This is a genomic window from Natronincola peptidivorans (assembly GCF_900111615.1).
In the GTDB taxonomy this organism is placed as follows: Bacteria; Bacillota; Clostridia; order Peptostreptococcales; family Natronincolaceae; genus Natronincola_A; species Natronincola_A peptidivorans.
Window position 1 is genome coordinate 49,176 of record NZ_FOHU01000013.1, and the last position, 25,887, is coordinate 75,062.

Here is a 25,887-nt window from a genome sequence, read left to right on the forward strand (position 1 = left end):
AAATTCAATAAGTTATGTAAAAGTCAAGGTTTTTTGTAGGAAAACAGAGGAAGAATTAGTATTGCACAAAATCAGAAGATTTAGTAGGTCTACAACATTGTCAAGAAATGTTTACTAAGTAAAAAACGCTTATTCTAACAGAAGTTTTTCTAAGATAGAAAGTCATAGGTGTAAACAAGAAGTCTGCAGAAGGGCACATTATTTGTTGTGGTAAACACAAACTAGGATATCTTTTTGACTATAAGGAGTTCTGATAAAAAGGAGAAAGTAATTGGAAATTGATAGAATGCTTACTTGCAACCAAGACTGTTACATTAGATAACAAGAGGAGGAAACCTTATGATAAAAGATGAAACGAAAGATATCACTGATGCTCTATTTATGACAAAGGATAATCTAAGGATAATATTTGATAGTGTTTATGATGCAATCATTATTCATGATTTACAGGGAAAAATTTTATATGTAAATAAAAGAATGCTACAGTTGTATCAGGTGGATTTTGATGTAGCAAGAGGGATGGCAGTTATTGATCTATCAGCTTCAGATAATGATTTTGAGCAATTGCCACTTATATGGGAACAAGTTTTAGCTGGTGAGGAACAGTTTTTTCAATGGAGAGCAAAATCTCTAAAAGATGAAAGTGTTTTTGATGTTGAGGTGTATCTTACTAGGATTTCATTTCAAGATCAAGATGTAATTCTTGCTAATGTTCGAGATATTAGTGAGAAGAAGAAGACAGAAGAAATTATTAAACAGCTGAGCTTTCATGATAAATTAACAGGCTTATATAATAGAGCTTTTTTTGAAAAGGAGCTAAAGCGACTGGATGTGGAAAGACAATTACCTATAAGTATTATCATAGGTGATATAAATGGTTTGAAGCTGACCAATGATGCATTTGGCCATCTAGAAGGTGATAATCTACTAAGAAGAATAAGTAATGTTCTGAAGAAATCTATTCGTAAAGAAGATATCCTTGCCCGTTGGGGTGGTGATGAATTCGCAATCCTTCTAACCAAAGCCAGTGCCTATACAGCTGCCAAAACATGCAAAAGAATTCAGCATATGTGCAAACAAGAAAAGGCAAAACCAATTCCATTAAGTATTGCTTTGGGATATGCTACAAAGAAAAAGAAAGAGCAAGATATTTTTGATGTAATTAAGGATGCAGAAAGAATCATGTATGAAAATAAGCTACATGAAGGTAAGGAGAATAGACAAAGAATTACAAATGCTCTACTAGATAAAATGGATCAAGCAGATCATGATTATGAAAAAATGACTATACTAAGCCTCAAGCTGGCAAAGGCTTATGGACTTAAAGGGAGTATCCTGGAGGATATTAAACTACTGGCTTCCATACACGATATTGGCAAGGCCTCAATACCTAGAGAGATATTATTAAAGCCAGGTCCACTTAACCAAGAAGAGTGGGCCATCGTAAAAAAACATAGTGAAGTGGGATATAGAATTACATCTACTCTTCCAGAGTACACCCATGTAGCAGAAGATATCTTGGCGCACCATGAGCGATGGGATGGAAGTGGATATCCAAGAGGATTAAAAGGTGAAGAGATTCCTATCTTAGCTAGAATAATCTCAATCGTAGATGCTTACGAGGTAATTATTTCAGGCCGCCCATACAAAGCAGCACAAAGTCATAAAGAAGCATTACAGGAAATTGAAAGACATGGTGGAAGTCAGTTTGACCCAGAGCTTACTAACCTATTCTTAAGCATTATGTCATCCTTGGAGAAATAACTGGATTAAATCAAACAAAGTGACCTATATTAATTCGATAAATCGAAATATTGCTGATAGATGACTATAATGAATGTAAAGATAAAATTTTGGAGATATATAGATATACAAGTTGAAAGCTATCATTATACTAAGAAATATTTGGATATTGCTAAGCTTAATTTTGATACACTAAAGGGCTGCATTTGCAGATATCATCCATTGGTGAAACCGCAGGCCTGTGCGTATCAAAATTACGATTCATCATCGTATAATTAATCACGGTAAATAAAAAAATGTATATTTTAACTTCTTAGATTGGACATCTATACATTATATAATGGTGCAGTAAAATGAATTAATGCTGAAAAAGGATTTAGATTTAGAGGAAGTTAGAGAAAAATATAGAATACTATACTATTAAAAATAGTACTAGCGTTTCATCGTATTTTGCGGAAGTTGCGGCAAAAGCAAGGTTATAATGATTATGTATAGGAAATGCTTTCTTGGTATCAAGAGGAGGGACAAAAAATTAAAGACAGAGAGGAACTTTTATGAATCTATTATTTGTTGCTATGGTTATCCTGATGCTTTTTATCTATGGAGGACTTACCTATTATATTGGCTACAGAGGACTACAGTTCTTTATTGCTAGCGGTGTAAATTTTTCTATAGTAGGTTACTGGATAGTTATATGGTTAATAGCTTTTTCGTTTATTATTGCTCGTGTGGGGGATAGGTGGTTATCAAATAGCTTAAGTCATCTCTTAGAGATTATTGGCGGCTATTGGATGGGCATTATGACTTATCTAATCATGCTTTTGTTTTTAGGAGAGCTAGTGTTATTATTTAATAAAAAATTTCAGTTTATCCCTAAGGATTTAATGCATCATCCTAAGCTTGCTATAACAATGGGTCTGACGGTGATTAGCTTGGTTCTGATTATAGTATCTTATGGGTGGTGGAGTGCACGTAATCTTGAAATAGTAAGGTATGAAGTTCAATTGGATAAAGAAGTAGAGACATTACAAGAAGTAAATATAGTGATGCTGTCAGACTTGCATTTAGGGAGATTTGTTAATCGAAATCAATTGGAAAAGATTGTGGAGGAAATCAGTTCCTTGTCTCCTGACTTAATAGTTATGCCGGGAGATATTATAGATGATCGGGTTGATACATTTGTTGAGCAAAATATGATGGAAGTTTTTCATAAACTTAATCCTCCACTGGGTATCTACGCATCTATGGGAAACCATGAGTATATTGGCGGGCAGGTGGAAGAAGCAGAAAAATATTTTATAAAATCAGGAATAAATGTAGTAAGAGATCAACACGTAAAAATAGCTAATGCATTTTATTTAGTTGGAAGAGAAGATAAAGCATATGAAAGATTTATAGGAAGCCCTCGAAAGAGCTTAGAGGAAATATTGCTAGATGTTGACAGAGGATTACCCATTATTATGTTAGATCATCAACCAGTGGATATTGATGAAGCTGGAGCGGCAGGTGTGGATATTCAGCTTTCTGGGCATACACATAGAGGGCAATTATTCCCTTTTAGGATATTTACTAGAAAAATATTTATGGTAGATTGGGGATATGAAAAGATAGGAAATACCCACGTAATTGTCACCTCTGGGGCTGGAACATGGGGGCCACCCATGAGGGTAGGACATTCTTCTGAAATTGTGCATGTAAAGGTGAGGTTCTAGGCATCTCTTGGATTTAATTTTGGCAAATTCATGAAAATCTTGCTGACCAAACAAAGGAATATTGGTTATTAGGAGTGGAATATTGATGAGAAGACAAAATGGTATCACCATAGAAGATGTTATGAAAATGGAATGCATGAGTAAATGCAAGTTGATTGCAGGATTACAAGGAAGCCGCAACACAGTTTCAAGAGTAAATATTATGGCAGATCCAGACATTCTCAATTGGGTAGATTCAGGGGAGCTCCTATTAACAACAGCTTATTCCTTTAAAAAGGATGATGTTGAAACACAAAAAAAATTGATTCGAGAATGTGCCCAAAAAGGGTTAGCAGGAATTGGTATTAAAATATATCCCTATTTAGAATCTATATCTCAAGAAGTAGTTGAGCTTGCAGATATGTTAAACTTTCCCATTATTGATCTATATTATGGAACGCCATTCTCAGATATCATGACGCCTATTTTTATGGAAATTTTTAATAAGCAAGCTTCTTTATTGCAAAGATTAGAAAAAGTTCATGAGCAGCTGATGAAGGTTGTGTTAAGTGGTGGAAAAATTCAAGATGTTGGAATGGTTATTTATGAAAATCTACGAAATCCAGTTATAATTAGGTTAGAATTTACCAATGAGATAATAATGGAGCTAGGTGATGTTGAAGAGGAAACTAGAGTTTTTCTGCTAGAAAATTTTAGTGACTATTATGAATACAACAAAGGTAAAAAAATAAAGAAAAGAAAGTTTGAAGAAACTATAGAAACTATTGAAGGCAAACATATCACTAGAATGGTAATGCCTATTGTAGTGAAAAATAATGTTTATGGACATATTTTTTCCTGGGCAATGGAAACACCCCTAGGAGGCTTCGATTTATCAGTTTTAGAAACAGCTTCCACCACTATTGCTTTAGAAATCCTTAAACAAATCTCTGTACGAGATGTTGAAAATAGATATCGGGCTGAATTTTTAGAAGATCTTCTATCATTAGATAAAAATAGAAAGGAAAAAGCATTAGAAAGGGCTGATGTATTTAAATTAAAGCTAGATGAAGGGTATATCATGGTGGTGATTCAATTAGAAAGCCAGACAACTATAGTAACTGACGAAATATTGAAAACAATAGCCCTCATAAATAGTGATATCGAAACACTGGTTAAGGAGCTGAACCTTAAAGCCTTTATAGCAAATAAAACTGATAGTATCAATGTCTTATTGACCTTTTCTGGTAAAAATAAACTTCAAACATCTACACAGAATTTTTGTGAATTTTTAGAAAAAAATTTAGAACAGCGGTTAAAAGAAAAGCACTATAAAATAGGAATAGGAAGGCCTTATTTTGGATTGGGTGAAGTATATAAAAGCTATATTGATGCTATTAAGGCAATAGAAAACGGCGAGCTGATAGGCGAAAAAAAGACCGCCTACTTTGAGAAAATGGGAATTTATAAAATATTATGTCAGGATTCTTTGCAGGAGGAATTAGAAAGATTCTATGAAGCTACGATCCTACCTTTGGTAGAATACGATAGTAAAAGATCAGCTGAACTGGTAAAAACCTTAGATATGTATTTTCAAAGCAACGGAAATCTAAAAAAGCTGTCGGAGGATTTATTTACACATTACAACACTACATTATATCGAATTCAACGGATTCAAAAGATTACAGGTATGAATTTAGAGAATCATAAAGACCGTCTAAACCTAGAAATAGCTATAAAAATTAAAAAATTACTAAAAAAATAAAGGTGGTTCTTGAAATAGTCAATGAATATGAACTGTTGAAAAAGCTCACCAGATTCAATACAGGAAAAAGCCCAGTGACCGTATCGCATATGAAAATACGTTAGGTTGCTGGGTTATTTAAGTAATAAAATTGACAAAGTTATTTCCACAGTATGAGCCCTTACTAGATAAAGTAGGGGCTATTATTATTCCTCCAATAATGCGATTGCCCGTATAGGGGAGCCAGAACCAGCACGGATCTTTAAAGGAAGACCAAAATACAAAAATCTTTTATTTACTAGTAAATGCAGGTTGCAAAGATTCTCTGTATTGGTGATGTCGTATTCACCACAGACTAAATGACCAGAAAAGTCTAAATCCTCTGGGTGATCAATGGCAGGAGCATCTACACCAATGTTTACAATGCCTTTTTCTGCTAGCCATTTTGCTGCCTTATAGCTTAAACCACTATAGGTAGTTTGCCATTGGTCGGTACCAAAGTAACGGTCATAGTGACCTGTATACAGCAGAACAATATCTCCTTTTTCAATGGTAAGACCAGATTTAGCAAGGGCTGAATCCAAATCATCTATCTCTATGTATTGGGATGGAGAAACGTGTGATAAGTCGATACAAATTGCACTTCCCCAAAAATGATGCAGAGGCATTTCATCGATAGTAGCACCAGAGGGCTTATATTCCCAAACTGCATCACAGTGGGTACCACCATGCTCACTAATCAATAGATTGCGGGCTGAAAAGCCTAAGGTTTTGCTGCCCGTAGCTTGCATATTTTCCTCGTGAGTCATGTTGGTCATAATGAAGGTAGGTTGATGCATTGGAAATACAGACATTCCTTGAAAAATTTCCTGAGATAAATCAATTAATCGTAAAGCCATGACCAGTCTCCTTTCTTCACCTAAATCATGAAATGGGATAAGGGTTTTCAATATTAGAAAAGACTAAGGATGATGATTTCATTATACATTCTTTTACAGAAAATTCCTACTGAATATATATTTATATAATTATTATGGGGTCAAAGACAAAAAATACAGAGGGAGGAGGAATCTGTATTTTAAAAGGACCTAGCGATATTGCTATAAAATTTTTGAATAAAAACACGTAAAATTTATGCATATCTTACAAAAATGATGCGAATATTGCTAATGAAATTGCTGAACTTTTGTATATATCTTACAAAGGGGATTTACTACTTTTATGGAATTTTCTAGTAAAGTGTCAGAATAGAATGAAAATGAGATGAATATAAATCATGTTCAAAAACAAGCAAGATAATATTTTCTAAAGAGGAGGCTTCGTTATGACGGCTGAAAAAAAGTACATTTTGGCAGTACCTAATTTTAGTGAAGGCAGAAGAAAAGAAGTTATTGAATCAATCGTAGAGCCATTAAGAAGTGTTGAGGGAGTCACCCTGATAAGCTATGAGCCTGAGTACGACTTCAATAGAACAGTTGTAACCCTTATTGGAGAACCAGAGGCTTTAAAGGAAGCTTTATTGATGATGGCTGGTAAAAGCTATCAGCTGATTGATATGGAAAAGCAGCAGGGAACCCATCCCAGAATAGGGGCGCAGGATACCATACCTTTATTTCCCTTCAAAAATATTTCTTTAGAAGAATGTAAAGCCTTGGCAGAAGAAATTGGGGAAGAAGTATTTAAACGATATGAAGTACCTGTTTATTTTGCAGGTGCTAATGCCAGAACCGAAGAAAAAAAGTCTATTTCCTTTATTCGTCAAGGGCAATATGAAGGATTGAAGCAGGTTGTTCATCAGGAGGAAAGAAAGCCTGATATAGGACCAGCTGCCTTGCATCCAACAGCAGGGGCAACGATCATCAGTGCTGATTATGAAGGACTAACAGCTTATAATGTTTTTTTAGCAACTGAGGATATAACTATAGCAAAAGCCATTGCTAAAGGGGTTAGAGGACCAAGTGGCGGCTTTAGCACTGTTAGGGCTGTAGGAATCAAGTTTCCAGAAAGGTCAGGGGTAGTTGTTTCAATGAATATGTTTGATTGTGGTGCTACACCTCTATATAGGACCTTCAATTTTGTGAAGCAAGAGGCGGCAAGATATGGCGTGGCGGTTACAGGCTCGGAAATTGTAGGCCCAGTGAAACTAGATTATTTGTTGAATTCACTAGAATACTATTTAGGTTTAGAAAACTTTAGAAAAGATCAAATACTAGAAAGCCATTTAATGAAATAAGAATAGCTCTACTATAAAAGATATTAAAGGGGGATTTTTAATGAAATATGATGTAGTGGTAAAAAATGCAAGAATTCCACAGGGGGACGATACCATGTTAACCCATATTCTTGTAAAGGATGAAAAAATAGCAGGCTTCTTAACAGATTTAGAAGGGATTCAGTATGAAAAAGTAATTGATGCGGAGGGTCATTTAACAATTCCAGGGTGTTTTGATTCCCACACACACTTTATGGACCCGGGCTTTACTCATAGGGAAAATTTCTTAACAGGGACCTCTTCAGCTGCTGCAGGTGGATTAACTACAATTATGGATATGCCTTGTTGCTCTAAACCTTCTGTAAGAGGGGTAGAAGAATTAGAGTCAAAGCTAAACGCTATTAAGGATAAAGCTATCATTGACTATGCAATGTGGGGTGGGGTAACAGGCGAAGACATAAGAGCAGGTAAAAAAGAAATCATTAAAGAGCAAGCTGATTATGGGGTATGTGCCTATAAGGTTTATATGACGCCATCAGTACCAACCTATGAAAGAGTGACAGATCCTGAAATGCTGGAGGCCTTTAGATGGGTTGCAGAAACTGGATTACCAGTAGGGATCCACGCTGAGAATTACGCTATGTGTGACTACTATGTAAATCAGTTTCAAAAAGAAGGTAGAATGGATGGACCAGCTTGGGCGGAAGCAAGACTAGAGCTAGCGGAAAAAGCTGCTATTCAACTGGGAATAAGCTTCGCTGAAGAAACTGGTGCAAGACTACATATTGTTCATATGAGTACAGGAATTGGAGCAAAGCTAGTGGGAGAAGCAAAAAAGAAAGGTTTAGATGTAACCTCTGAAACCTGTCCTCACTATCTAATGCTAAACTATCAGGATGCTATGACAGAGCATCAGCAGTACGCTAAAATAGCTCCTCCCCTTAGGACAAAGAAAGATAATGTGGAGCTTTGGGAGGGCCTACAAAATGGTAGTGTAGATTTTATGGGTACTGATCATGCACCTTATGAGATTGCAACAGAAAAAGAGGCGGAGGGAGTAAACATTTGGACAGCTTTCCCAGGGATTCCAGGGGTAGAGACATTGGTGCCTATTATCGTCAGTGAGGGCTATAACAAGGGCAGATTAACCCTAAGCAAAATGGTAGAGGTACTCAGCACCAATGCGGCGAAGCAGTATGGACTATATCCTAAAAAAGGTGCAATGCATATAGGATCTGATGCAGATTTTACCATTATTGATCTTGAGAAGGAATGGACAATTGATCAAAAGAAAACCTACTCTATGGCTAAATACAACCCATTACATGGGATTAAGCTTAAAGGCAAACCTGTAAAAACAGTTGTTAGAGGAACCCTAGTTTATGATGATGAAATTGGCATTGTTGGAAAAGAAGGCTTCGGTCAATTCGTCAGAAGACAAAACATTCAAAAATTAGATAGAGTGATTAAATATTAGGGAGGGAATTTCATGCCTAGACATGCCATACTTGTAATAGATATGTTAAATGATTTTGTAGGTGAAAAGGCGCCTTTACGATGCCCTGGTGGGGAAACCATCATACCTGATTTACAAAGACTCTTTAAATGGGTCAGAAATCGTAAAGGTGATGATGTTCACTTAGTTCATATTCAAGAGGCCCATAGAAAGCATGATGCTGATTTCCGTGTAAGACCAGTACATGCAGTGAAGGGGACCTGGGGTTCAGATTTTATTCCGGCTCTTTATCCAGAGGGAGATGAATATATCGTACCCAAAAGAAGACACAGTGGCTTTGCCCACACAGATCTTGATTTATATCTAAGAGAGGAAGCTATAGATACTGTTGTAGTAACAGGGGTATGGACCAATGTCTGTGTAAGAAGTACAGCAACAGATGCATTGGCACATGCCTATAAAGTAATTACTTTGAGTGATGGTTGTGCCTCAAAGACTGAAGAAATGCACCAATATGGCTTGAATGATTTAAGCATCTTTACAAAAGTAATGACAATAGATGAATACATAGAGGCTTGGGAAAAAGGTGAAGATCCATGGGTTGGTGGAGGAGATACAGAAAACAGGGTAAAATAGAAAACCCATAGGAAGGTGGTGTATGCTATGAAAATCGTTGTAGGCATCACAGGAGGTAGCTGCGCTATCTATGCTGTAGGACTATTGAAAGTATTACAAACCTTAGAAATAGAGACCCATTTAGTTGTATCTACCATGGGAGAATACGTTGTTAAGCATGAATGCGGTATGGGATTAGAAGAGCTGAAGGAACTGGCTTCCGTTCACCATGATAACAAGAATCTTGCGGCGTCCATTTCCAGTGGTTCCTTTAAAACGGATGGGATGATTATAATTCCATGTTCTATGAGGACTTTAGCGGCGGTAGCTCATGGCATTTCAGATAATCTCTTAACTAGAGCCGCTGATGTAACCATTAAAGAAGGAAGAAAGCTGGTGATTGTTCCAAGGGAAACACCTTTAAGTGTAATACACCTAGAAAATATGATGAAGCTGGCAAAGCTAGGAGTAAGAATTTTACCAGCTGCCCCTGGTTTTTATCACCATCCTGAGACCATTGAGGATATCGTAAGTATTATGGTGGGTAGGACATTAGATCAAATGGAGATAGAGCATGGCCTATTTAAAAGGTGGGGGGAATAGACAAAACATATGGGAGGAGGGTCAGAAAAGAATGGAAACTCAAATGCTTAGGGCTGCTATTGATGAATTGAATAAAAAGGGTTATCTACAGGTATGTGATGTAGAGGTAGAGCCTAAATTTGAGCTAGGGGCAGTGTTAAAATATTTTAAAAATGAAGTTCCTATATTATTTAATAAGATAAAGGGAAGCAAAATGTCGGTAGCAGGGGCCCTATTTGGAAACCGCGAAATCTACTATGAGATGCTTGGAATGAAACATGAGGAAAGAATTTTCAGGATGATGGATGCTATTGCAAATCCAAAAGCTACAAAGCTTTTAACAAAGGGACCAGTGATGGAAAATATTATCACTAGAAATATTGATATACCAAGAATGTTTCCTATTCCCACCTTCCATGAAAAGGACTCCTCCAGCTTTATTACTTCAGGAATTGTGGTTTTAAAAGACCCTGAGACGGGTAAAAGACATATATCTGTTCGAAGATTACAGGTCAATGGTGGCAACGAAGTAAGCATTTTGGTTGCCTCATCTTTAGCCAATAAACAGTTTTTTCAAATGGAGGAGCAAAATAAACCGTTAGAGGTAGCCATAATTTTAGGCTATGATTATAGTCTATTACTAGCTTCTCAGATTAGCAGTGAAGTCTATGGTGCAGATAAGTATGAAGTGGACAGTGCTCTGAGGGGAGAGGCTTTGGAGCTTGTAAAATGCCATAGTGTTGATTTAGAAGTGCCTGCCTATGGCGAGATTGTGTTAGAAGGCATTATGCCTCCAAATCGTAGAAAAGAAGAGGGTCCTTTTGGAGAATTAATGGGTTATTATGGAGGAGCAGCACCTCATCCAGTAGTAGAAGTTAAAACGGTTATGCATAGAAACAATCCTATTTTTCAAACGGCATTTCCCTGTAGAGAAGAGCATCTATCCAATGGATTGATTCGAGAAATTGAGCTTTATACAGCAGTAAAAAATTTAGCAGATGTACAGGATGTAAATGTAACAGTATCAGGAGGATGTAGATTACATGCATTTGTCTCAATTTGCAAAAAACAAGAAGGTGCTGGCAAAAGCGCCATTTTAGGCGCCTTAGCCAGCAGTAAAGATATAAAGCATGTGGTTGTGGTGGATGACGATGTTGATATCTTTGATCCAGATGATATAGAGTGGGCCATTGCAACAAGGATGCAGGCTTCTAAGGATCTTACCATTATATCTGGTGCCTTGGGATCGGGATTAGAGCCCTCCCATAGCTTGAAAGGAGTAACAGACAAAGTAGGAATAGATGCAACAAAACCCATTGGAGAATTAGGGAAAAGCTTTGAAAGAGCTGTAATTCCCGGCTATGAGGATATAGATATTTCAAAATATTTTCCCCAATACAAAAACATACAGAAGGATGGTAATGCCATATGAAGGAAGCCATAGGAATGGTAGAAACAAGAAGCTTAATTGCAGCAATACAAGCGGCTGATACAATGGTAAAATCAGCTGATGTAAAGATTATTGATTTCAACTATGTAGGCTCGGGCATTGTAGCTGTAATTGTGGGTGGAGAAGTGGCAGCAGTGAAGGCAGCTGTAGAGAATGCAGTAGAGGTTGTTGAATCTATAGCAGAAATTATTTCTACAAATGTAATTGCAAGACCCCATGATGAGGTGGATGAGCTGTTAAATTAAGATAGCATAGTAAAGTGGGGGTGATAGTTTTGGCAAATCCGTTAACAAAGGTTATTATGAATAATATTGCTAGTAAATCTTTGGAGAAACAGAAAAGTACAGAGAAAACTAATGTTGATTTACAGCAAAAAGAAGAAGAATTGCTAATTAGTCTAATTTATAAAGACAAAAAAATTGAGAATCAAAGGGATAAGGGTATCTCAATAAAAAATCAAAAAAAGCTTCCGGTGATGTCATTATCAGAGCTTGCGGCTAAAACCAGTAAACTCTAATGGGAAGATCTAGAAGAGATTAACGGGATAGAGTGAAAGAATTCTTGGAAATCAAAGAAGGAGAAACGGGGTGTTTTCATGAGGGCAGCATTGGGATTAGTTGAAGCCATAGGATTGACGACGGCCATCACAGCTTTAGATGCAGCAGGTAAAGCAGCAGATGTTAAATTAGTAGGATATGAAAAAGTAATAGGTGCAGGAAAAGCTGTAAGTGTAACAGTTCATATTGCAGGAGAAGTTGCGGCTGTTAAGGCCAGTGTGGAGGCAGCAGTAGCTGCAGCCAGTAAGGTAGGAACTGTACTGTCCCACCATGTTATTCCTAGACCGCATGAGGAGGTTGACTTAATAATACAGGCATTTGAAAAAAAAGCAAAGAAAAAAATAGTTAAAGAACAGCCTAAGGAATCTAAAACAAAACAAAATAAACAGAGTAAAAACAAAAAAAAGGAGGAATAAATGATGAGTCAAGCACTAGGTATGATAGAAACGAAAGGATTAGTAGGGGCAGTAGAAGCAGCTGATGCTATGGTTAAGGCAGCAAATGTGAACTTAGTTGGATATGAAAAGATAGGCTTTGGCCTTGTAACTGTAATGGTAAGGGGAGATGTAGGGGCAGTAAAGGCTGCAACAGACGCTGGTGCAGAAGCTGCTAGAGCTGTTGGAGAGCTTCACTCTGTTCATGTTATACCAAGACCTCATGCAGAAGTGGAGAGAGTGTTGCTTAAAGGAGAATAGTCATAGTTAATGGAAGGCTTCCTACTCTATGATTGAGGGGGAAAAGGATGAATAGATATAATCAAACCAAAAAAATTATGGAGCATCTTATATTAAAGAATAATAATAGCTTTTCTAAGGAGAAAAAAGAACATTTGATGATTGTCTTTACAGGCACAGTTACTGATCAAGAAAAGTACTTAAAGCAATTAGAAGGTCTTAAAAACCAAGGCTATAGCTTTGATTTTACAATCTCTAGCAATGGAGAGAAACTATTAAACATTGACGAGTTATGCAAGCTGTTGCAACCAAGAAAAGTATATAGAGAAAGTAGTTCATCTATAGAAGTCAATTCTATGGAGGGAATTGAAGGGATTTTGGTGCCTTTGGCAACACAAAACACAGCCATAAAGCTTTCTTTGGGGATTCAAGACCAGCTGATTCCAAAGCTATTATGGGAGGCTTTGTGGATGGGGAAACCCATATGGATGAATTATAAGAGTTTATCAGAGTATAAAGGAACCACTACCTCCAATCCTTACATCCAGGAAAAGATAAAGCTTGTATTACTAGAGCTGGAGAAGATGGGGGTTAAATCACTGGAGTGTTTTGATGATATTAGAAAATCTCCACTTGATAATTTTGATGTAAAGAATGAGAAAGCCAGTACTGGGCATAGGGTCATTACAGAAAGAGATGTGTTAGCATTTGACAGCTCTAATCTGAATATGATGGTTCCCTCTGATGCAATAATTACCCCATTAGCAAAGGATACTGCAAAAGCAAGGGGAATAAAAATCATAAAAGGTTAGGAATTCCCTTAAAAGGAGATGGTAAAATGCATATAGGAAGAGTCATTGGAACAGTAGTGGCTACTAGAAAAGATGAGAGATTAACGGGAAACAAACTTTTGGTTACACAACCCCTTAATATGCAAAAAGAACCCATAGGGGAAGCATTAGTTGCAGTGGACACTGTAGGGGCAGGTATCGGTGAAATTGTTATCTACACACAAGGGACAGCAGCTAGGTACGCTGCAGACAAGATACAATCCCCTATTGATGCAGCTATTATAGGCATTGTAGATAACATAGATATTTATTGAAGTAAGCTTTAAAGGAATGAAGCAGAAGGGGGGAGAAAATTGTCAGATGCTTTAGTAATAAAACAAGCTATAGAATATAGAGGGCTTATTGATGTACTGATGTCAGAAAACCATTTTGCTGATATTGTATTATATCAAGGCAATATAATCAATGTGTTAACAAGGGAGATATATCAAGGCGATATTGCTATAAAGGGAAAGTATATCCTGGTAGTGGGAGATGGAGAAAAATTAATAGGTCCGGAGACCATTGTAGTAGATGTGAGAGGCAAATATCTATCTCCTGGCTTTATTGACTCCCACATGCACTTTGAAAGCAGTATGTTAACCATAACAGAATTCTCGAAGTTATCCATTCCATCCGGGACAACTACTTTGGTGGCAGATCCCCATGAAATAGGGAACGCACTTGGTCCCATAGGTATGAAGGCTATGGCAGAGGAGGCTAATATAGTTCCTAACCACGTACATTTGGTGGTGCCAGCCTTAACTCCTGATTGCCCAGGCCTAGAGACTGCCGGTTATGATGTTACCTCAAAGGATATGAAAGAGATATTAAACTACCCAAATGTAATCGGTATAGGAGAGCTACAGGGCTTTAGTAACGCAAAACATGTTTATCGAAATACCCCAGAGGTTATCACAGATTTAGTGGCTTCCACTGTTTATGCCAAAAGCATAGGAAAGATCGTAGACGGTAATGCACCTGAATTATTTGGTAATGAGTTAGCCGCTCATATCATTTCAACAGGTGGAACATGCTCCTGCCATGAAACAACCACCAAGGAAGAGTGTATAGAAAAACTAAGGCAGGGAGTTTATGTTTTTATGAGGGAAGGTTCTACACAGCGAAATATGGCAGAATGTATAAAGGCGATAACGGAAGAAGGATTAGATTCGAGAAGGTGTATTTTAGCTACGGATGATATGGTAGCAGAGGACTTAGAAAAGCTAGGACATATGAATGAAATTGTTAGGAGAACCATTGCTGAAGGTGTGGACCCTATAGAAGCGATACAGATGGTTACCCTCAATCCGTCAACCTACTTTGGTTTTAAAGATAGAGGTGAATTAGCGCCGGGTAAATTAGCAGATATAGCTATTATCGACGACTTAAAGGAAATGAAGATAGAAGCTGTATTTTTAGAAGGAAAGCTAGTGGCTTCTCAAGGAACGCTTTTAATAGATATGCCCAAGTATATCTATCCAAGCAATGTAAAAAATTCTGTAAAATGCAAACCAATTACTGAGGAAGATATAAAAATAAAAGCTGAAGCCAGCGAGGCTAGGGTTCGATGTATAGAGTTGATACCAGATCAGAATTTATCAGAAGGGTTAGAGCTAAAGGTCAGAACTCAACAAGGAACTGTCCTCCCAGATACAAGACAAGATGCTTTACAAATTGTTTGTGTTGAGCGGTATGGTAGAAATGGAAGCATAGGCAAAGCCTTTGTAAAGGGCTTTGGTTTACAACAGGGGGCCTTTGCCGAAAGCGTGGCTCATGATACCCATAATATTATTGCCATAGGAGCCAATCTAAAGGATATGGTGACGGCGATTAATCATGTTATCGAAATTGGCGGTGGTATTGCAGTAACAAAAAATGGTCGGATAATAGAAGAATTAAGACTTCCAGTAGGAGGGTTAATTACCGATGAATTGACAGGCTCTGAAGTAAGTAGAAAAATAGCTGATTTAGAAAAAAGTGTTAAAGAACAACTGGGCTGTAAAGTTCATGCGCCTTTTATGCACCTGTCCTTCCTAGCACTTTCTACAAGTCCTAAATGGAAAATCACAGACCAAGGCTTGATTGATGTAAATAATTTTGAAATTCTACCGCCTGTTATCGAGTAATGGGAAATAGAAAGGAGGATAGCAGATAAAGGACATTTGAGAAGTGGTATCCTACCACAGGCAAAAATAATAAAATTTTTATGCCTAAAAGGGGGTTAAATTGTGAGTACAAAGATGGAAGTAGAAAAAGGGTTTTTAGAAAAGACCTTTAAGTTGAAAGATCATAATACAAATGTAAAGACAGAAGTAATTGCAGGAATTACCACCTTCATGACAATGGCCTACATTTTAATTGTAAATCCGTTGATTCTATCCGATGCTGGGATGGACTTCGGTGCTGTTTTTACAGCAACGGCTGTATCCTCAATTATTGCAACATTGGTAATGGCATTTTATGCTAATTATCCATTCGCTTTAGCACCAGGAATGGGATTAAATGCTTTTTTTGCCTACACAGTAGTGCTTGGTATGGGTTACTCGTGGGAATTTGCTTTAACGGCAGTGTTTTTAGAGGGTATCATATTTATGCTGCTGACCTTCCTTAATGTCCGAGAAGCTATAGTAAATTCTATTCCAATGAATTTAAAACATGCAGTTGCAGTAGGCATTGGACTATTCATCGCCTTTATAGGACTGGTAAATGCTGGAATGATTGAACCGGGGCAAGGTACTATTGTAGCACTTGGAGACTTAAGTACTGCAGCTCCAGCTTTGGCGATTATCGGAATTATTGTAACTGGAATTTTATTAGCTAAAAACGTAAGAGGAGCTTTACTGCTTGGGATTATTGCAACTACAGCTATAGGAATTCCTATGGGAGTAACCAATCTACCCGAAGGATTCAGGTTTATGAGTACACCACCTTCCCTAGAGCCAATATTCTTTAAATTTGACTTTTCCAATATTTTTAGTATAGACATGTTAATTGTATTATTCACATTCTTATTTGTTGATTTGTTTGATACATTAGGAACCTTAGTAGGGGTAGCTTCCAAGGCAGATATGTTAGATAAAGAAGGAAAGCTTCCTAAAGCAAAACAAGCACTATTTGCAGATGCTGTGGGAACAACCTTTGGTGCATGCCTAGGCACTAGTACAGTTACTACCTATGTAGAAAGTGCCGCTGGAGTAGCTGAGGGGGGGAAAACTGGATTGACAGCCCTATCAACTGCAGGTATGTTTGTTATCGCACTATTATTCTCACCATTGTTTATTATGATTCCCGGAGCTGCTACTGCACCGGCCTTGGTACTGGTTGGCTTATTCATGATGTCACCAATTACTAAGATTGATTTAGATGACTTTACTGAAGCGATTCCGGCTTTCTTAACGATAATAATGATGCCTTTAGCCTACAGTATTGCTGAAGGTATTGTATTTGGTATGGTTTCCTACGTATTCTTAAAGCTATTAACAGGAAAAGGAAGTAAAGTGTCGCCGATTATGTATATATTAACAGTTTTATTTATTGCTAAGTTTTTAATCCATTAAAAGAAAAGAATCTATTTCCCGTTCTTATAGGACGGGAAATAGATTTCATTAATTGTAAAAAGTGAACCTAATAAAATAGATAAACTGGGTTTAGTTTTTAAAGTTAATGATAGTAGGAGGCGAGCTTGTGAAAAAAACACTCATTAAAAATGGTAGAATCATAACAATGAACGAAAAAAGAGAAATAATCCAAGGGGATATCCTTATGGAGAAGGATCGTATTAAGGAAGTAGCTCCACAGATAGAAATAGAGGATGCAAGGATCATTGACGCTGAAGGAAAAGTAGTAATCCCAGGATTGATTCAAACCCATATACATTTGACCCAAACCCTCTATCGCGGGCAGGCTGATGACTTAGAGCTGCTAGATTGGTTAAAGGAAAGAATATGGCCGTTAGAAGGAGCCCATAGCTATGAGTCCAATTACATTTCTGCAAAGCTTGGAATTGCAGAATTAATAAAGGGTGGAACAACAGCTATTATTGATATGGGTACAGTCCATCATACAAATGCTATTTTTGAAGCTATAGATGAAAGCGGTTTTAGGGGAATTGCAGGTAAGTGCATGATGGATTATGGCAAAGGGGTTCCAAAAACACTAATGGAAGACACAAAAACCTCTATAGAAGAAAGCCTTAGACTATTAAAGAAATGGCATGGTAGAAGTAACAATAGAATCCAATATGCTTTTGCACCAAGGTTCGTTATTTCCTGTACGGAGGAATTACTCTTGAGGGTTAAGGACCTAAGCAGAGAGCATGGTGTCATGATTCATACACATGCTTCAGAAAACAGGGGAGAGATTAAAATCCTTCAGAAGGATAGAGGGATGAGAAATATTAGTTATCTCCATTACTTAGGTCTTACAGGTAAAAATCTAATTCTAGCTCATTGTATATGGCTGGAGGATGAAGAAATGAAGATATTAGCAGAAACTGAAACGGGTATTGCCCATTGTCCAAACTCAAATCTTAAATTAGCTTCAGGAATTGCCAAAATCCCGGAGTTGCTAGAAATGGGGGCAACAGTTTCTTTGGCTGCCGATGGTGCACCCTGCAATAACAATTTAGATGCTTTTCAAGAGATGCGCAGTGCTGCTCTGATTCAAAAAGCTCGACTATTGAGTCCCACAGCTATGCCAGCTAAAAAAGTATTTGAAATGGCCACCATAGGAGGAGCTAAGGTCATGGGGATGGAGAAGGAACTGGGAAGCATTGAAGTTGGGAAAAAAGCTGACTTAGTCATTGTAAACTTGGATAAATTACATAGTTGTCCAAAGCAAGAAGTTGATGTTATATCACAGCTAGTCTACAGTACAGGCGCTGCTGATGTGGAGACTACAATTATTGATGGTAAGGTTGTAATGGAAAATAGAAGATTGACTACCTTAAATGAGCAGGAGATTTTAAGGGATGCAAATAAGATGATTCATCAGCAATTGCTACGGGGAAATATTAAAAAAGCATAAAAATAGAAAGCTATGTTATATTTCATCTCTTCTGATTTGCTACTATTTTGAAATATATGCATAGCTTTCCTTTAAACAAATGCTTTTAGTATAAGGAGGGATGAAGGTTGGAAATAAAAGAGGTTTTTCGAAAGAAAAATGTAAAAGAGACGCTTGAAATATTAGAGCATTATCAAGAGCAATGTAAAATTATTGCAGGTGGGACGGATATCATCATTCAATTAAGAGAAGGAATAGAAAAATCTAGTGTATTGGTAGATATATCCAATATAGAAGAACTAAAAGTGGTAAAAGAGACAGAGAAATGGATAGAAATTGGCAGTGGAGTTACTTTTACAGAAATAGCTAGAGAATTTACCCTTCATGATAAATTTTCAGCATTGGTAGAAGCAGCTGCCTCTGTAGGATCACCTCAAATAAGAAACGCCGCAACAATAGGAGGAAATATATGTAATGCCTCCCCAGCAGCAGATTTTATTCCTCCACTATTGGCATTAAATGCTGTAGTAGTATTAGAAAGAAAAAATGCTATACGAGAAATGTGCCTAGAAGAATTTATTATAGATAAAGAAAAAGTGGCTTTAAAAGCTGACGAATTATTGACCAAAATAAGGTTTAAAAAGCTTCAAACAAATCAAGGTTTGGGCTTTAGCAAACTTGGTTTTAGAAAAGCCTTGGCTATTTCTAAGATATCCACAGCTGTATTTCTAGAGTTAGAGGAGAACAATAAATGTAAGGGAACAAGAATCGCAACTGGTGCATTAGGAAGACATGGGTTAAGGGAAAGAAGGGTTGAAGAATTCCTGCAGGAAAAAGCATTAGATCCAAGTACAGTCCACCAAGGTGGAAGAAAACTACAGAAAGAAATAGAGAAAAGACTTTATGGGCGTCCATCCTTAGCCTTCAAAAAAGAAGCTGTCATAGGTATATTTCACAAGGCAGTTGATAAGGCATTTAAAAGCTGTAAAATAGAAGGGGGAATTTAAGCATGAAGGTGATTCAATTAAAAGTAAATGGTGGGGTCTATAAGGTTGATATAGAAGAAGATATGAGGCTTTTAGACGTATTAAGAGATAAACTTCGTTTAACAGGAACGAAGGAGGGTTGTGGGGAAGGTGAATGTGGGGCTTGTACCGTTATTATGGATGGTGTTTCAGTGAACGCTTGTATGGTGATGGCTTTTCAGGCAGAGGGGAAAGAGATTATTACGATAGAAGGTATACAGAGAAAGGATGAATTACATCCCATACAGAGAGCTTTTTTAGAGGAAGGAGCAGTGCAATGCGGATTTTGCACACCGGGAATGATATTATCTGCTAAGGCCCTATTGGATAGAAATCCATCCCCTTCTAGAAAGGAAATAAGGGAAGGTATATCTGGTAATCTTTGCAGATGCACAGGATACAATCAAATCATTACCTCCGTTGAGAAAGCTTCCCAGTATTTAAGAAGGGAGGAAGAAGAGAAATGAAGCTTGAAGTTGTAGGCAAAAGTGTTATAAGAGTAGATGGATTGGCAAAAATAACAGGTAAAGCTATTTATCCTCAAGATTTGTTCATGGATGATATGGTTTTTGGAAAAACTCTACGTTCAAAAAAACCTCATGCCCATGTTAAAATAGACATCAGTAAAGCAAAAACAATACCTGGTGTAATAAAAATACTAACCTATAAAGATGTTCCTAATAATCATCATGGCGTATTGCTAAAGGATCATGAAGTCCTTTGCAGCAAGAAAGTTAGGGCGATAGGTGACCCTTTAGCTTTTGTCATAGCTGTCACAGAAAAAATTGCAAAGAGAGCAATAGAAGCTATTGAAGTGACCTATGAGGAGATAAAGGGAGTTTTTGATCCGTTTGAAGCTATGAAAGAGGATGCACCAAAGGTCCATGATGGTAGTAATATCATCTATCATTACAAGCTGAGAAAAGGAGATGTGGAAGCTGCCTTTGAAAAATGTCACGCAGTGGTGGAGGGAGAATATAAAACCTCTATGGTAGACCATGCATTCCTTCAACCAGAGGCAGGATTAGCCTATAAAGATGGAGATTCGATTGTGGTATGTGTTGCCACACAGTACCCCCATTTTGACCAACTGGAGATAGCTGAGGCATTAATAATGCCACTGGAAAAGATTAAAGTCATCAATACCGCTGTTGGTGGGGCTTTTGGTGGGAGAGAAGATATTACTATGCAAATTCATCTTGCCTTAGCAGCTATGCTAACAGGAAAACCTGTAAAGACAATTTACTCTAGAGAAGAATCCTTTGAAGCCCATAGTAAAAGACATCCAATGACTATGTATTATAAAACAGGAGCCAATAGTGAAGGTAAATTAATGGCTATGAAGGCTAAGATTATCGGTGACACTGGTGCTTATGCCTCCTGGGCAATAAATGTATTAAGAAAAGCAGGAGTCCATGCCACAGGTCCATATGAAATACCTAATGTGAAGATAGATAGCTATGCGGTTTACACCAACAATCCATTTGCTGGAGCCATGAGGGGATTTGGTGCAGCCCAAGTACCTATCGGCCATGAACAGCAAATGGATATGTTGGCGGAAAAGCTGGCAATAGATCCAATCACCTTCAGACTTATAAATTGCTTTACAGTTGGCTCCAAAACAGCAACTGGCCAAGTGTTGGAGGAAAGTATCCCTCTACAAAACTGCATTGAGGCGGTAGCAGAGGCTATGAACTTTTCAAAAAAAACAGAGGGGGCTGTTTAAATTGAAAAAACGTGGGATTGGTTTTGCAAGCGTATTTTATGGAACAGGCTATGGCAATGGCTTTCCTGATATTTCTAATGCCATAGCAGAGCTTGGGATGGATGGAAAGATCACTATTTATGTAGGAGCTACAGAAGTAGGCCAAGGTGCTAAAACAATTCTAAGTCAGATTGCTGCCGAGGTATTTTCCATGTCTGTAGAGGAAATCATTTTTGTATGCGAGGATACAAGTATTACACCTGATGCTGGAACCGCCGCTGCCAGCAGGCAAACCTATAATACAGGGAATGCCATAAAAATAGCTGCCGAGAATCTAAGAGAAGAAATGATTGATGTTGCTATTGAAAGGTTAGGCTTAAATAGCAGGGTAGGATTAGCTGTTAAAAACGGAAGAATTTTCTTGAAAACCTTCCCTGAAAAAGGAATTTCCTTCGAAGAAATTGCTCTTCTTGTTGGAGATCAGCATTTAAGGAGAACTGGAAGCTTTACTGCTCAAACAACACAAATGGATGAAGATACAGGTGAAGGGGCCCCCTATTGGCCCTATACCTTTAGTGTATATGGAATAGAGGTAGAGGTGGATACTTCAATAGGCACTATTGAAGTAATTCGCAGTGTTTGCGCACAGGATACTGGAAGAACCATTAATCCTAAGCTAGTAGAAGGGCAGATAGATGGTGGTTTTGCAATGGGTTTAGGGTATGCCATTTATGAAGATTTAAATCTACAAAAGGGAAAAATAAAGCATAACCGTTTTACGAATTACTTAATACCTACTGCTGAAGATATGCCTGAGGTTGAAAAGATTTTCATAGAAAACCCAGAATCAACGGGTCCCTACGGTGCTAAAGGCATAGGAGAACCAGTAACCTTGGCGGTAGCTCCTGCAATACTCAATGCTATATACGATGCTGTGGGCATTAGAATAAAGGAGATTCCTGTTACACCTGATAAGCTATTAATTGCTTTGAAAGAGAAGGAAATGGAGGTTTAAAGCATGAGAGAAAAGTTAAAAAGGAAAATAGATATAGGGGCTGGTAGAGTTAAGCCAGAACTTGTATTAAAAAATGCTAAGATTGTCAATGTCTTTTCTCATGAAATTATTGAGGGCGATATAGCTATTGATGATGGGAAAATTGTTGGCATAGGCGAATATGAAGGGATAGAAGTCTATGAAATGGATGGAAGGTATGTAGCTCCTGGATTGATTGATGCCCATGTGCATATTGAGTCCTCTATGGTAACCCCAGGTCAATTTGCTAGGGGAATTGTGCCAAGAGGTACGACTACGATTATTGCCGATCCTCATGAGATAGCTAATGTATGTGGTGTTGAGGGGATTGAATACATACTGAATGCAAGTGAAAAATTACCTCTCAATTTCTATATTATGTTACCGTCATGTGTACCTGCAACCTCCTTTGAAAATGCAGGAGCAATACTTAGCGCCAAAGAACTAGAAGGACTTATTCACCATGACAGGGTATTGGGCATGGGAGAGCTGATGGATTATCCAGGAGTAATTTCAGCAGAGGATAATATATTAGACAAGATTATGATTGCTGAAGATAAAAAAATAGATGGCCATGGACCTAACATTGAAGGCAAAGAATTAAATGCTTATATAGCTGCGGGAGTTAAAACAGAGCATGAATGCTCCACTGTTGAGGAAATGCAAAATCGTTTAAGACTAGGAATGTATATTCTGATAAGGGAGGGTTCAGCCGCCAGAAACCTAGAAACATTAATTCGGGGTACTACAAGAGAAAATGCTAGAAGATGTTTATTTTGCACAGATGACAAGCATCCAGAGGATATTCTTGTAGGAGGTCATATTGACAACAACCTACGGTTAGCAGTAAAAGAGGGAATTCATCCTATTACAGCTCTTCAAATGGCAACCATCAATGCCGCAGAATGCTATGGCTTGAAAGATATAGGAGCAATCGCACCAGGTTATGATGCTGATCTTATCGTCCTAAAAGATTTGGAGAACTTTGAAGTTTTGGAGGTTTACAAGAAGGGAAATAAAGTAGCCAAAAACAAAAAGCCACTTTTTGATGTTGAGGTCACTGATCATTCTAAAGTAAGCAATACCATAAATATGAAATCAATTACAAAGGAAGATTTAGAGGTAAAAATCACTTCGGATATTGTTAATGTGATTAAATTGCTGCCCCATAGCTTAGTAACAGAAAAAGCAGTACGAAAGGTAGATGCTTTAAATGGGGTTTTTCAATACAACAGAAACCTAGACATATTAAAACTGGCTGTAATTGAAAGACATAAATCCACAGGAAATATAGGTTTAGGACTGGTAGAGGATTTTAAAATGAAGAATGGTGCTATTGCGTCAACGATTGCACATGATTCCCATAATATAATCGTCATTGGAGACAATGATGAAGATATGTTGCTGGCTATTAAAGAGGTAGAAAAGATAGGGGGAGGAATCACCATCTGCAGTAAAGGAAAAGTATTAAAAAGCTTAGCCCTTCCTATAGGGGGACTAATCTCTGATGGTACTATGGAGGAGGTTGACCTTCAATTAAAGGAAATGTTAGATATAGCCTATAATCAACTAGCTGTCAACAAAAACATCGACCCTTTTATGACCTTATCTTTCTTAGCATTACCTGTTATTCCAGAAATCAAACTGACAGATATGGGATTGTTCAATGTAACAGATTTTTCTTTTATGGATTTGAGTTTTAAAGAATAGTACTAATAATGGGAATACAAAGCTAAACTGCATATGGTTCTACATGAATAGTCCTTCAAGAGGGAACAAATACATGTAGAAACAGCATGCTTACAGAGTTATCTCATATTATGGGGGTGATGGTTATCCCGCCGCCACTCCACCCCTTTAGACTGGGATTTCTTTGACTTTTTTGAAGTGTTAGGCTATTATAGTAGCGTTAAAGGATTAAAAAATAATGCTTTAAAATTATTATAAAGAATAAGATTCTACAAAGATTTCAATGATAATATAAGCAACAGAAAATCTTAAAATAGTAGGTGGGTGCATGTTATGAAGCATATAGTTTTTGATTTGGAATTTAATAGTCCCTTTAAAATTAATAGGAAAACAAACCAATTAGCTAGAGGCAATACTATTCCTTTATGCCCTCAGGAAATTATCGAAATAGGGGCAGTAAAAACAAATGATAAAATAGAAATAGAGGATACCTTCAAAATATTTATTAAGCCTCAACTATATACAAAGCTTCATCCAAAAGTAAAAAAGAAAACACAGATAACTATTGAAGAGTTATATGGAGGATTCCCTATAGAAGAAGGAATTGAGCATTTCAAAGAATGGATTGGTGAAGAGGATTTTTTTATGTGTTCATGGGGTGTAGATGATATAAATGAATTAAAGAGAAATTGTATTTTTTTCGGTATCAACACAGACTGGATTAATAAATGTTGCGATATTCAAAAAATGGCTATGAAACATTTCAATTTACCTAAAGGGAGGCAAATAGGACTTAAAAATGCAGTGGAGCTTTTTAATCTAGATATAGATAGTAGATTTCACAAAGCGTTAAATGATGCTATATATACTGTTAAAATATTAAAAGAGTTAAGGAAAAATTAATGGTTTATTCGATATTTTGTCGATATAGGGGATGTCAACTAGACCTAACTACTTTAATAAAAATTTATTTACTGTTTGATTAGTTATGATAAAATAAAAGAAGAATGACGGAGTAATTGCTTACAGGACGGGGGAAAAATCAAATGGTTCAAGAAAAATTTACTAAACTAAAGGGAAACATAAAGAAGCTTGGAAGTGTAGCCATTGCTTTTTCAGGGGGTGTAGATAGCACTTTTTTATTAAAGATAGCACAGGAAGTACTGGGGGAAAAGGTGATTGCAGTTACTGCTAGATCCTCTACATTTCCAGAAAGGGAGTTTAATGAAGCCCGAAACTATGCTAAAAGTATTGGAGTAAAACATATCGTTATTGTTTCAGAGGAGTTAGAGATTGAAGGTTTTTCCCAAAACCCAACCAATCGATGCTATTATTGTAAACATGAACTGTTTTCAAAGATACAGCAGGTAGCCAGCCAATATGATATAAGCTATGTTTTGGATGGCTCAAACTATGATGATCTACAGGATTATCGTCCTGGGATGCAGGCAGCAAAAGAGCTTAAGGTAGTAAGTCCCTTAAAGGAAGCTGGACTTACTAAAGAAGATATAAGAATTCTTTCTAAAGAATTGGAGATTCCAACATGGGATAAACCCTCCTTTGCTTGTCTGTCCTCAAGATTTCCCTATGGACAAGAAATAACCAAAGAAAAGCTGGAGATGGTGGAATCAGCAGAGCAATTCTTATTAGATAAAGGCTTTAGACAAATAAGAGTTCGACATCACGGCGAAATTGCTAGAATTGAAGTTGAAAAGTCAGAAAGGGTGAAACTGTTTAACCTAGAATTAATGGATGAGATTGGAAACAAACTAAAAGAAATAGGTTTTGCTTATGTAACAATAGATGCTTTGGGATATAGAACCGGCAGCATGAATGAAGTGCTGGATCAACAGGATAAAATCAAATAGTTATCG

Annotated in this window: 25 protein-coding genes; 24 read left to right on the top strand and 1 reads right to left on the bottom strand. The window is 37.2% G+C overall.

All coding sequences use genetic code 11. The features are described from left to right. Positions 1-339 precede the first annotated feature (339 nt). From BMX10_RS12985 to BMX10_RS12995, 3 genes are all read left to right on the top strand, one after another. Complete coding sequence (locus tag BMX10_RS12985) at positions 340-1,764, top strand: HD domain-containing phosphohydrolase (protein ID WP_090444991.1); 1,425 nt, start codon at positions 340-342, stop codon at positions 1,762-1,764. A gap of 533 nt (positions 1,765-2,297) precedes the next feature. Next, entirely contained in the window at positions 2,298-3,455 is a 1,158-nt protein-coding gene (locus tag BMX10_RS12990; RefSeq protein ID WP_090444994.1) for a metallophosphoesterase, read from the top strand. An 85-nt stretch (positions 3,456-3,540) separates the two neighbouring features. After that, a complete protein-coding gene (locus BMX10_RS12995; RefSeq protein WP_090444997.1) occupies positions 3,541-5,199 on the top strand; it encodes a PucR family transcriptional regulator in 1,659 nt (552 codons plus the stop codon). Between the two features lie 185 nt (positions 5,200-5,384). Here BMX10_RS12995 and BMX10_RS13000 read toward each other — a convergent pair whose 3' ends face one another. Then, complete coding sequence (locus BMX10_RS13000; protein WP_090445000.1) at positions 5,385-6,077, bottom strand: cyclase family protein; 693 nt, start codon at positions 6,075-6,077, stop codon at positions 5,385-5,387. 425 nt (positions 6,078-6,502) lie between these two features. On the opposite strand from BMX10_RS13000, the gene ftcD reads away from it, so the two are divergent. From ftcD to larE, 21 genes are all read left to right on the top strand, one after another. After that, positions 6,503-7,411 carry a glutamate formimidoyltransferase gene (gene ftcD, locus BMX10_RS13005; RefSeq protein ID WP_090445003.1) on the top strand — a complete coding sequence of 303 codons (909 nt, stop codon included), beginning with the start codon at positions 6,503-6,505 and terminating at the stop codon, positions 7,409-7,411. 40 nt (positions 7,412-7,451) lie between these two features. Then, positions 7,452-8,867, top strand: coding sequence for a dihydroorotase (locus tag BMX10_RS13010; protein ID WP_090445006.1), 1,416 nt, complete (start codon positions 7,452-7,454; stop codon positions 8,865-8,867). Between the two features lie 12 nt (positions 8,868-8,879). Next, positions 8,880-9,482 (top strand): cysteine hydrolase family protein, encoded by a 603-nt coding sequence (locus BMX10_RS13015; protein ID WP_090445009.1) that lies wholly within the window; start codon positions 8,880-8,882, stop codon positions 9,480-9,482. A 27-nt stretch (positions 9,483-9,509) separates the two neighbouring features. Then, a complete protein-coding gene (locus tag BMX10_RS13020; protein ID WP_090445012.1) occupies positions 9,510-10,064 on the top strand; it encodes a UbiX family flavin prenyltransferase in 555 nt (184 codons plus the stop codon). Further along, on the top strand, positions 10,036-11,475 hold the full coding sequence (locus BMX10_RS13025) for a UbiD family decarboxylase (RefSeq protein WP_244272716.1): 1,440 nt from the start codon (positions 10,036-10,038) through the stop codon (positions 11,473-11,475). The genes BMX10_RS13020 and BMX10_RS13025 overlap by 29 nt, the downstream gene beginning before the upstream one ends. Continuing rightward, on the top strand, positions 11,472-11,738 hold the full coding sequence (locus BMX10_RS13030; protein ID WP_090445014.1) for a BMC domain-containing protein: 267 nt from the start codon (positions 11,472-11,474) through the stop codon (positions 11,736-11,738). Before BMX10_RS13025 ends, BMX10_RS13030 begins: the two co-directional genes overlap by 4 nt. 29 nt (positions 11,739-11,767) lie before the next feature. Continuing rightward, the gene (locus BMX10_RS13035; protein ID WP_090445018.1) at positions 11,768-12,010 is read left to right on the top strand and encodes a hypothetical protein; all 243 of its coding nucleotides are present in this window, start codon (positions 11,768-11,770) and stop codon (positions 12,008-12,010) included. 78 nt (positions 12,011-12,088) lie between these two features. Beyond that, positions 12,089-12,466, top strand: a complete 378-nt coding sequence (locus tag BMX10_RS13040; RefSeq protein WP_090445021.1) for a BMC domain-containing protein — start codon at positions 12,089-12,091, stop codon at positions 12,464-12,466. Beyond that, positions 12,467-12,745 carry a BMC domain-containing protein gene (locus BMX10_RS13045; RefSeq protein WP_208976146.1) on the top strand — a complete coding sequence of 93 codons (279 nt, stop codon included), beginning with the start codon at positions 12,467-12,469 and terminating at the stop codon, positions 12,743-12,745. Positions 12,746-12,792: 47 nt separating this feature from the next. Then, entirely contained in the window at positions 12,793-13,536 is a 744-nt protein-coding gene (locus tag BMX10_RS13050; protein WP_090445024.1) for a hypothetical protein, read from the top strand. 26 nt (positions 13,537-13,562) lie between these two features. After that, positions 13,563-13,829 carry a EutN/CcmL family microcompartment protein gene (locus tag BMX10_RS13055; RefSeq protein ID WP_090445027.1) on the top strand — a complete coding sequence of 89 codons (267 nt, stop codon included), beginning with the start codon at positions 13,563-13,565 and terminating at the stop codon, positions 13,827-13,829. A 39-nt stretch (positions 13,830-13,868) separates the two neighbouring features. Next, complete coding sequence (gene ade / locus BMX10_RS13060; RefSeq protein WP_244272717.1) at positions 13,869-15,683, top strand: adenine deaminase; 1,815 nt, start codon at positions 13,869-13,871, stop codon at positions 15,681-15,683. Positions 15,684-15,797: 114 nt separating this feature from the next. Continuing rightward, positions 15,798-17,114: an NCS2 family permease gene (locus BMX10_RS13065; protein WP_090445083.1), complete on the top strand. Its 1,317-nt coding sequence runs from the start codon at positions 15,798-15,800 to the stop codon at positions 17,112-17,114. A gap of 127 nt (positions 17,115-17,241) precedes the next feature. Next, positions 17,242-18,582 (top strand): 5'-deoxyadenosine deaminase, encoded by a 1,341-nt coding sequence (locus BMX10_RS13070; RefSeq protein ID WP_090445029.1) that lies wholly within the window; start codon positions 17,242-17,244, stop codon positions 18,580-18,582. Between the two features lie 107 nt (positions 18,583-18,689). Then, entirely contained in the window at positions 18,690-19,568 is an 879-nt protein-coding gene (locus tag BMX10_RS13075) for an FAD binding domain-containing protein (RefSeq protein WP_244272718.1), read from the top strand. A 2-nt stretch (positions 19,569-19,570) separates the two neighbouring features. Beyond that, complete coding sequence (locus BMX10_RS13080) at positions 19,571-20,053, top strand: (2Fe-2S)-binding protein (RefSeq protein ID WP_090445031.1); 483 nt, start codon at positions 19,571-19,573, stop codon at positions 20,051-20,053. Continuing rightward, on the top strand, positions 20,050-21,312 hold the full coding sequence (locus BMX10_RS18480; RefSeq protein WP_090445033.1) for a xanthine dehydrogenase family protein molybdopterin-binding subunit: 1,263 nt from the start codon (positions 20,050-20,052) through the stop codon (positions 21,310-21,312). Before BMX10_RS13080 ends, BMX10_RS18480 begins: the two co-directional genes overlap by 4 nt. Before the next feature lies 1 nt (position 21,313). Then, entirely contained in the window at positions 21,314-22,306 is a 993-nt protein-coding gene (locus BMX10_RS18485; protein WP_090445036.1) for a xanthine dehydrogenase family protein molybdopterin-binding subunit, read from the top strand. A gap of 3 nt (positions 22,307-22,309) precedes the next feature. Further along, entirely contained in the window at positions 22,310-24,034 is a 1,725-nt protein-coding gene (ade, locus tag BMX10_RS13095; RefSeq protein ID WP_090445040.1) for an adenine deaminase, read from the top strand. Positions 24,035-24,346: 312 nt separating this feature from the next. Then, positions 24,347-24,916 (top strand): 3'-5' exonuclease, encoded by a 570-nt coding sequence (locus BMX10_RS13100; RefSeq protein ID WP_090445043.1) that lies wholly within the window; start codon positions 24,347-24,349, stop codon positions 24,914-24,916. 143 nt (positions 24,917-25,059) lie between these two features. Continuing rightward, the gene (larE, locus tag BMX10_RS13105; RefSeq protein ID WP_090445046.1) at positions 25,060-25,881 is read left to right on the top strand and encodes an ATP-dependent sacrificial sulfur transferase LarE; all 822 of its coding nucleotides are present in this window, start codon (positions 25,060-25,062) and stop codon (positions 25,879-25,881) included. Positions 25,882-25,887 lie beyond the last annotated feature (6 nt).